This is a genomic window from Pseudomonas sp. P4_D7 (assembly GCF_056401755.1).
In genome coordinates, this window is record NZ_JBFUIR010000030.1 from 144,761 (window position 1) to 153,059 (window position 8,299).

General features: G+C 54.1%; 9 protein-coding genes and 1 tRNA gene. 8 read left to right on the top strand and 2 right to left on the bottom strand.

Annotated elements, in window-relative coordinates; all coding sequences use genetic code 11:
* Positions 1-39 precede the first annotated feature (39 nt).
* Positions 40-513: a peroxiredoxin gene (locus tag AC1DVF_RS19410; protein WP_093438315.1), complete on the bottom strand. Its 474-nt coding sequence runs from the start codon at positions 511-513 to the stop codon at positions 40-42.
* 10 nt (positions 514-523) lie between these two features.
* Positions 524-1,084 carry a glycine cleavage system transcriptional repressor gene (locus AC1DVF_RS19415; RefSeq protein WP_034153153.1) on the bottom strand — a complete coding sequence of 187 codons (561 nt, stop codon included), beginning with the start codon at positions 1,082-1,084 and terminating at the stop codon, positions 524-526.
* 330 nt (positions 1,085-1,414) lie between these two features.
* On the opposite strand from AC1DVF_RS19415, the gene dapA reads away from it, so the two are divergent.
* The 8 genes from dapA (at position 1,415) to AC1DVF_RS19455 (ending at position 7,483) form a co-directional block, all read left to right on the top strand.
* On the top strand, positions 1,415-2,293 hold the full coding sequence (gene dapA / locus AC1DVF_RS19420) for a 4-hydroxy-tetrahydrodipicolinate synthase (protein WP_477782991.1): 879 nt from the start codon (positions 1,415-1,417) through the stop codon (positions 2,291-2,293).
* Positions 2,294-2,310: 17 nt separating this feature from the next.
* A complete protein-coding gene (gene bamC / locus AC1DVF_RS19425; RefSeq protein ID WP_093438304.1) occupies positions 2,311-3,426 on the top strand; it encodes an outer membrane protein assembly factor BamC in 1,116 nt (371 codons plus the stop codon).
* 6 nt (positions 3,427-3,432) lie between these two features.
* Positions 3,433-4,194, top strand: a complete 762-nt coding sequence (locus tag AC1DVF_RS19430) for an MBL fold metallo-hydrolase (RefSeq protein ID WP_099758257.1) — start codon at positions 3,433-3,435, stop codon at positions 4,192-4,194.
* A gap of 28 nt (positions 4,195-4,222) precedes the next feature.
* A complete protein-coding gene (purC, locus tag AC1DVF_RS19435; protein WP_093438296.1) occupies positions 4,223-4,936 on the top strand; it encodes a phosphoribosylaminoimidazolesuccinocarboxamide synthase in 714 nt (237 codons plus the stop codon).
* A gap of 83 nt (positions 4,937-5,019) precedes the next feature.
* Positions 5,020-5,109 (top strand) — tRNA-Ser (locus tag AC1DVF_RS19440).
* Between the two features lie 489 nt (positions 5,110-5,598).
* The gene (locus AC1DVF_RS19445) at positions 5,599-6,501 is read left to right on the top strand and encodes an ATP-binding protein (RefSeq protein ID WP_477782992.1); all 903 of its coding nucleotides are present in this window, start codon (positions 5,599-5,601) and stop codon (positions 6,499-6,501) included.
* An 11-nt stretch (positions 6,502-6,512) separates the two neighbouring features.
* A complete protein-coding gene (locus AC1DVF_RS19450) occupies positions 6,513-6,863 on the top strand; it encodes an STAS-like domain-containing protein (RefSeq protein ID WP_477782993.1) in 351 nt (116 codons plus the stop codon).
* A 2-nt stretch (positions 6,864-6,865) separates the two neighbouring features.
* Positions 6,866-7,483, top strand: a complete 618-nt coding sequence (locus tag AC1DVF_RS19455) for a hypothetical protein (protein ID WP_477782994.1) — start codon at positions 6,866-6,868, stop codon at positions 7,481-7,483.
* The last annotated feature ends 816 nt before the right edge of the window (positions 7,484-8,299 follow it).

The window sequence follows — 8,299 nt, forward strand, 5'->3', positions numbered from 1 at the left end:
CTTGCTCGCGAAGGCGTCAATGAGGGCGACGCAAAGCCATCAGGCTTTATTCAAGTCCTGAGCAGCTGCCAAAACAGCATCCACATGCCCCGGCACTTTCACGCCACGCCATTCCTGACGCAGCACACCGTCCTTATCAATAAGGAACGTGCTGCGATCAACGCCCAGGTATTCCTTGCCGTACAGCTTCTTCAGCTTGATCACGTCGAACAATTGGCAGACGGCTTCGTCCTTGTCGCTGATCAGCTCGAACGGAAACTCCTGCTTGCACTTGAAGTTCTCGTGGGACTTCAGGCTGTCGCGGGAGATACCGAAAATCTCGGTATTGGCGGCCTTGAATGCGGCGTATTGATCACGAAAGCCCTGGCCTTCTGTGGTGCAACCCGGGGTGCTGTCCTTCGGATAGAAATAGATCACCACTTGCTTGCCCTTGAGGGCAGACAGGCTGACAGTCTGCCCGCTGGTGGCAGGTGCTGCGAAATCGGCAACCGGTTGGTCGATGACAACGGCCATGAAAGTTTCCTTACATTGGGTTCTGTGGGCGCCAAGGCTCGATCAGTGCGTCCAGGTTCATCGCGTCGGAGAAGTCGAGGAACTGGTCGCGCAGCCAGCTGATCTGGGTGCCGGCGGGCAGGGTCACGGTAAATGTGGCGTTGAGCATGGTGCCGCCGGTCTGCGGCGCCTGATACGTGTCGCAGGTCAGGTTTTCCAGTTCGACGTTATGATCCATGAAGAACTGGCACAGCTCATTGATGATGTCCGGGCGATACGCCGAGCTGACATACGCCACGTACGGCAGGGCCTGCGGACGATTTTCCAGCGGCGCGCTGCGCACCACGTTGGCGGTGAAAGCGTGTTTCTTGGCCAGGCCCGGCAAGCTGCCTTCCAGGCGGGCGAGGGCATCCCAACTGCCGGAGACCTCGAGGACCAAAGCGCTGCACTCGCCGTGGCGAGTCAGGCGTGAAGTAACCACGGCGCAGCGATTTTCATGGCTGGCGCGGCACAGGACGTTAGTCAGCTCCATGGGGTTGGCGCCGAGGGCACTGATGACAAGGAATTGTTCGCGAACTGTGGGGGTGGACATGCAGCATTCCTAAAGCGATGAGCGGTCGGTAGGTTTACGGGCGTTGGCCACCGGGGAGTGCCTGTTCTGGCTGTCCGTACAAAGAGGCCCGGCAAGCGCTCGCGGCTCGCTCCACTATAGCGGGAGCGCGTCGATGCGACGCAGGAACGGGGTCTGGGAGGCCGTAAAGGGAGGCTGGAACCCGGCGTACAAGCTGATCAGTACCGATCAAAGTCTGAAGGGTAGCGAAAAGCGGCGCCAAGGGGAATGGCGGCAGCGCAGTACTTCGCTTGTGCAAGCATCTTGGCGCCAGTACCATTACCGCTCTCTTTTTCCGGCAGGAGCGGTTTCATGATTGCGGGCAGTATGGTGGCACTGGTCACTCCCATGGATGCACAAGGGCGTCTTGACTGGGACAGCCTCAGCAAACTCGTGGACTTCCATCTCAAGAACGGCACCCATGCCATTGTCGCGGTCGGTACTACCGGCGAGTCGGCAACCCTTGATGTAGAAGAACACATCGCCGTCATCAAAGCCGTAGTCAAACAGGTTGCCGGGCGCATTCCGGTCATCGCCGGCACTGGCGCCAACTCGACCCGCGAAGCTGTCGAGCTGACCCGCAACGCCAAGGAAGCCGGTGCCGACGCCTGCCTGCTGGTGGTTCCGTACTACAACAAGCCGACTCAGGAAGGTCTGTACCAGCACTTCAAGCACATCGCTGAAGCGGTCGACATTCCGCAGATTCTCTACAACGTTCCTGGCCGCACCTCTTGCGACATGCAAGCCGAGACCGTGATCCGCCTGTCCACCGTGCCAAACATCATCGGTATCAAGGAAGCCACCGGCGACCTGAAGCGTGCCAAAGCAATCATCGATGGTGTGAGCAAGGATTTCATCGTGCTGTCCGGCGATGATCCGACCGCCGTTGAGCTGATCCTGCTGGGCGGCAAAGGCAACATCTCGGTGACGGCGAACGTCGCGCCGCGCGAAATGGCCGATCTGTGCGAGGCTGCGCTCAAAGGCGACGCCGACACCGCACGGGCGATCAACGAAAAACTGATGCCACTGCACAAAGACCTGTTCATCGAAGCCAACCCGATTCCGGTGAAGTGGGCTTTGGTGGAAATGGGCCTGATGCACGAAGGCATCCGCTTGCCACTGACCTGGCTGAGCACACCTTGTCACGAAACGCTCCGCTCGGCCCTGCGCCAGTGCAGCGTCCTGATTTAATTGAGGAAGTACAACGCATGAAGCGAATGGCCGGACTTTCCGCACTTGCCTTGATTATCTCCAGCACCAGCGGCTGCGGATGGGTCTGGGGGCCGGAAGGTTATTTCCGCGACCGTGGTAGCGATTACCTGCAAGCGCAACAGACTGCACCAATGCAACTTCCACCGGAAGTCAGCACTTCCAAGCGTCTGGATCCGCTGTTGCCGATCCCGCGTAACGTTGCTGATGACACCGAGAAGGGCGAATACATTGTGCCGCGTCCTCAGCCGCTGTCGGCCGTTGCCGATGCCAGCGATTACTCGCTGCAGAAGAGCGGTGACTCTCGCTGGGTCGTGGCCCAGCACCCACCGGCCGAAGTCTGGCCAGTGGCGGTGCAATTCTTCCAGGACAACGGTTTCCGTCTGGATGAACAGCGCCCGCAGACCGGCGAGTTCACCACCACCTGGCAGCATTCCGACGAACTGTCCGCGGCCATGGCCAAGCGCCTGAGTGCAGCCGGCATCGCCAGCGACAGCGAAACCCGTGTGCGTGTGCGGATCGAGCCGGGCGTGCAGCGCAACACCAGTGAAATCTACGTGGTCAGCGCCGAGCGTCCTGCCGGCAGCACGGCCGACGTGGCCTTCACCAACCGTTCGGTCAACACTGGCCTGGACGCAGCGCTGGTCGACGACATGCTCGCGAGCATGAGCCGGATCTCCGAGAAGGGCGGTTCGGTGTCGATGCTGGCCTCGCGTGATTTCGATACGCCAAGCCGTGTCAGCCTCAGCGAAGACGGCAGCGGCAACCCGGTGTTGAACGTCGGTAACGATCTGGATCGTGCCTGGTCGAGCGTTGGCCGTGCACTGGAACAAGGCGAATGGCGCGTTGAAGACATCAACCGTAGCCTGGGCCTGTACTACATCAACCTGGCCGAAAAAGCCGAGAAGAAAGACGACAAGCCTGGTTTCTTCAGCAGCCTGTTTGGCAGTGCGCCGAGCAAGGAAGAAGTTGAAGCCCGTGCCGAGCGTTATCAGGTTCGCCTGAGCAAGGTTGGCGAGAACATTCAGGTGACCGTCGAGAAAAACATCAACACCGTCGCGCCGGCTGAAGTGGCACGCAAAGTGTTGAGCGTGATTCAGGACAACCTGGGCTGATCAACCATGCGTTTTGCCGTTCTCGGCAGCGGTAGCCAAGGGAACGGCACGCTGATCGCCAGTGCTGATACGTATGTGCTGGTGGATTGTGGTTTTTCCCTGCGGGAAACCGAAAAACGCCTGTTGCGCCTGGGTGTGAACCCGGCGCAACTGAGCGCGATACTCGTAACCCACGAACATGCCGACCACGTGCATGGCGTGGGTTTACTGTCTCGGCGCTACAATCTACCGGTCTACCTCAGTCGCGGCACACTGCGCGGGATGCGCAAACCGATTGAACCCGCAGGCTTTCTGGCCGGCGGCGAGCAACTGCAGATCGGTGCACTGAGCATCGGGGTCATTGCCGTGGCCCATGATGCGCAGGAACCGACCCAGTACGTTTTCAGTGATCACCAGCAGCGGCGCTTCGGCCTGCTGACCGACCTGGGTTCCTACTGCGAGCGGGTGCTGGATGGTTATCGGGACCTCGATGCATTGATGATCGAGTCCAACCATTGTCGCGACATGCTGGCCCGTGGTCATTACCCGTACTTTCTCAAGCAGCGGGTGGGCGGCGAGCTGGGACATTTGAACAACCATCAGGCGGCATTCCTGGTGTCCGAGTTGGGCTGGCAGGGCTTGCAACACCTGGTCCTGGCCCATCTGAGCAGCAAGAACAACCTGCCGCAGCTGGCCCGGCAATGTTTTGTCGACACCCTCGGGTGCGACCCGGACTGGCTGCAACTGGCCGATCAAGATTCAGGGCTCGACTGGCGCCACATCGCCTAGCCCACCTACTTAGCAAGCGGAGCCCATCATGGAAAAACGTGAAGAACTCTACCGCGGCAAAGCCAAATCGGTTTACAAGACCGACGACGCTGACCGCTTGATCCTGCTGTTTCGCAACGACACCTCGGCGTTCGACGGCAAGCGCATCGAGCAGCTCGACCGCAAAGGCATGGTCAACAACAAGTTCAACGCCTTCATCATGCAGAAACTCGAAGCGGCCGGCGTACCGACCCAATTCGACAAACTGCTGGCCGACAACGAAGTGCTGGTCAAGAAGCTGGACATGATCCCGGTCGAGTGCGTCGTGCGTAACTACGCCGCTGGCAGCCTGGTCAAGCGTCTGGGCGTCGAAGAAGGCCTGAAGCTCAATCCTTACACCTTCGAGCTGTTCCTGAAGGACGACGCCAAGGGCGACCCGTTCATCAACGAATCCCACGTCGTGGCCTTCGGTTGGGGCACCGCCGAGCAACTGGCGCGCATGAAAGAACTGTCGCTCAAGGTCAACGAAGTCCTGACCAAGCTGTTCGATGACGCCGGCCTGCTGCTGGTCGACTTCAAGCTTGAATTCGGCGTGTTCAGCGACGGCTCCATCGTCCTCGGTGACGAGTTCAGCCCGGACGGCTGCCGTCTGTGGGACAAGGACACCAAGAAGAAGATGGACAAAGACCGCTTCCGTCAGGGCCTCGGTGACGTTATCGAAGCCTACGAAGAAGTCGCCAATCGTCTGGGTGTACCGCTTTAATCGACGCAAGCATCTGATAGCACGAAGAAAATTTCGAAAGAGGGTTTGCTTTCGGTAAAAGTGTTGTTATGATGCGCGCCGTTGGAGAGATGCCAGAGTGGCCGAATGGGACGGATTCGAAATCCGTTGTACCTTCACCGGTACCTAGGGTTCGAATCCCTATCTCTCCGCCATTACATAGAAAAGCCCCATAGATCAAGGTCTTGGGGCTTTTTGCATTCTGAAATTCTACGTAACGTTTCTACGTAAGATTCTCGCGTTTCGTTTGCTGCTACTGGTTTGGTATTCTATTGAACCCATGGTTTGCCATCCTCCTCCTTCTGGCAGCTTCTAAGTGAGCTAGTCTCCTGAATCTGTCGCATTTCCTTTTACGAAATAGGGCTTGCGATGTGAGCCACCTAGAATTCTTCATTACTCCTTCTTTTGCTTTGTTGGGAATTGTCCCGGGCTCCTGTGTGTCTCATGGAGGCGGCATTGGCGAGGAGGTGGGGGGTGGGGTGGGGGAGGGAGTGGGAAGGGATAGGGGATGGTGAGCGTGTGATGTGGTGATCGTAAAAATGGGATGCTCAGGTTTGTTGTTTCGTCGGTGTCTGCCATATATGATCGGCTTCGAATTGACTGAATGCGCTGTTGCGTGTAGCTAGGATGGCTAGAGGGTAAAGGTGACTAAGTTGACAGGGGGAGGAGGGGTGTTCCAATTATATGTACCGCCTCTGGATGATGCCATTGCAGATTACCAATGGCTTTTCTGGGCCAGGGATATGGTATTCAAAAATCCTCAGGGAGTTTGCTTTTCTTTTATTCTATGTGTTCGTATTTCACCGGGGGCGGTAGCATTTTTAGGTGGGCTAATAAGGCTTGCTATGAAAAGAGATATCCCAGTAACTTTGGATTGGGACTCTCTGCAGCATCCGGCGGTTTTAAAGTTTCTGCGGCATAACGGATTTGCAAGGAGCTTTGGTGGTGGTGTTCATGGATGGGATAGTCACTGTGTCCCTTTCAGGGAAGATCCTGTTGAGCGATCGAATGAAGTCTTGGACTATCTAGAGAATAAGTGGATCGGAAGAGGGTGGGTGCAAGTAAGTGATCGCTTGAAAAACGCTATTGTTGGCCATGTGTGGGAAATTTACGCTAATTCTTTCGAGCATGGTAGGTCGGACGTAGGCGTGTTTTCTTGTGGGCATCACTTTGAAAGAAAAAATGAACTTGTTTTGACTGTGGTGGATTTTGGTGTCGGCATAGCTACAAACGTTAAAGAGTATTTAAAAAGTGATCCTAGGTCAAAGGATCTATTGCCTAGTCTGTGTGTCGAATGGGCATTCAAGCGAGGAAATAGTACCGGGCGTCAGGGAATAGCGCGAGGACTCGGCTTGGATTTGTTGAGTGCACTGGTAAGCGTAAATGATGGTTCGCTAGAAATTTTTACCAATAGCGCTCACGCAATGGTGAGTAGGAGTGGTGTAAAGTTTCAGGAACTTGATAACGCATTTTCTGGAACTGTGGTTCAGATTAAGTTGAAGTGTGACGAGAGGCTATATCACTTTCGTGGTGAAGATCTTTCCTAGAGGAATGTGTGATGAAAGTTTTGGTAAGTGAGATTTTTGGCGTTAGGTGCATCGTGGCTTCGGAAGGGCAAAAGCTTCATGACATGATCTTGGATAGTTTGAAAGCGGGAGAGGAAGTATTGCTGGATTTTTCAGGCGTGAAACAGTTTGCTTCGCCTTTCTTCAATTATTCAATTGGCCAGCTTCTGAATGAGATTTCACAAGATTCATTTAGGAAGCTGCTTCATCTCGAAGGCCTAGATGAAACGGGTGAAATAGTAGTAGGGAAAGTGATTGAAAACGCGTCGGTGTATCACGCTGATGCGGATTATAAGAAGATAGTCGATGATATATTGGAGCGGCAAGCTAAAGGGGGGGAGTGATAATGGTTGTTTTGGATATAAAAGCTGATGTTGTGGATATTTCAAAGGATTCGCCGCTGAAAGAGGACTCTTTTCTAGTAGATACGAATGTCTGGTATTGGATGACGTACAGTAAGGCAAGTGTTGCAGGTGCCGCGTCATATCAAGTGAATACGTATCCTCAGTATACGAGTGATGCGCTTGGAGCTGGATCTAAAATTTATCAATCAGGGTTAAGTATGGCCGAGCTTTCTCATGTGGTAGAGAAGGTTGAGCGTGAGATGTATGAAAAATTTATAGGTAAAGCTGTCACAACTAAAATCTATCGTCACAATTTAGATGTTGAAAGAACTAAGGTGTGCTCGGAGATTAGCTCGGTTTGCAAGCAGGTTTCATCTATGTCAAGTTCTTTAGATGTGACAATTGATGCAGGTTTTGCTACAGCTGCTATCGCAAGAATAGGGGCAAATAAGGTAGATGGTTATGATCTTTTTATTTTGGAGTCGATGGCGTTGAGTGGCATCACACAAATCATTACGGATGATGGTGATTTTACTACCGTTCCAGGGATACGCGTTTTCACCGCGAATCGAAATGTAATAGCTGCTGCTAAAAAGCAGGGTCGGTTAGTTGTCCGCTGAAGGATTACTACCTATGACGACATGGCGGCTGCTCAGTATCGGATGGCTGCCAGCGACAGCTAGAGCAGTATTTTTTGTTGATAATACAATTGATTTGCCGTAACTAAAGTTTTACGTATGGTAGTGCACCGGCTGCTATGAAGTTGGTATTGCCTTGAAGAGTTAGTAGTCAATCAGATGCCGACATTTAGTCGGTTTTTTTACGCCAGCAGTTTGCAGGCGAAAACTGGCAATGCCGTACTGCCCATGACATCAAAGTAACTACGGGAGTACAAAGTTTCTAGACGAAGAGTAAAATCCGAAGGGTGCATGCTAATGGGGTGGCAGTGCCACTTTTGAACCATGAGAGGCTTTTCGGCATTATACCATCGAGCGCAGTTGGGGCGGCCTTTAGCGCTACATGAGCGTCGATAAGTGCGGATCTAAATCTGAGTCGTCTCGCTAGAGAAAGGCGCTCAGATCGCACTACAGGGGCTCGTACGGGCAGTTTGATTCTGTGCAACTACCGCTATGAAATATCCCTTGACAAAACAGGGTCGACTGGCGTATAAAGGCCCCCTTTCCAGCAGTCCGCACCGAACGTTCTCGACCCACCACAGAGTGATGTCAGGCGTCGGTTTCGTGCTGCCTGAAATTTGATCCCATCCAACACCACGAGGCATCTGCCTATGGCATGAACTGAATACAGGAGATATATAAATGGCAGTAAGCAAGGTCACTGACACCACTCGCAAGCAAGCGGTACAAATGCGCTCCGAAGGCGCATCGTACAAAGATATCGCAGCGACTCTTTCTACAGAAGGAGTTACCGAGAAC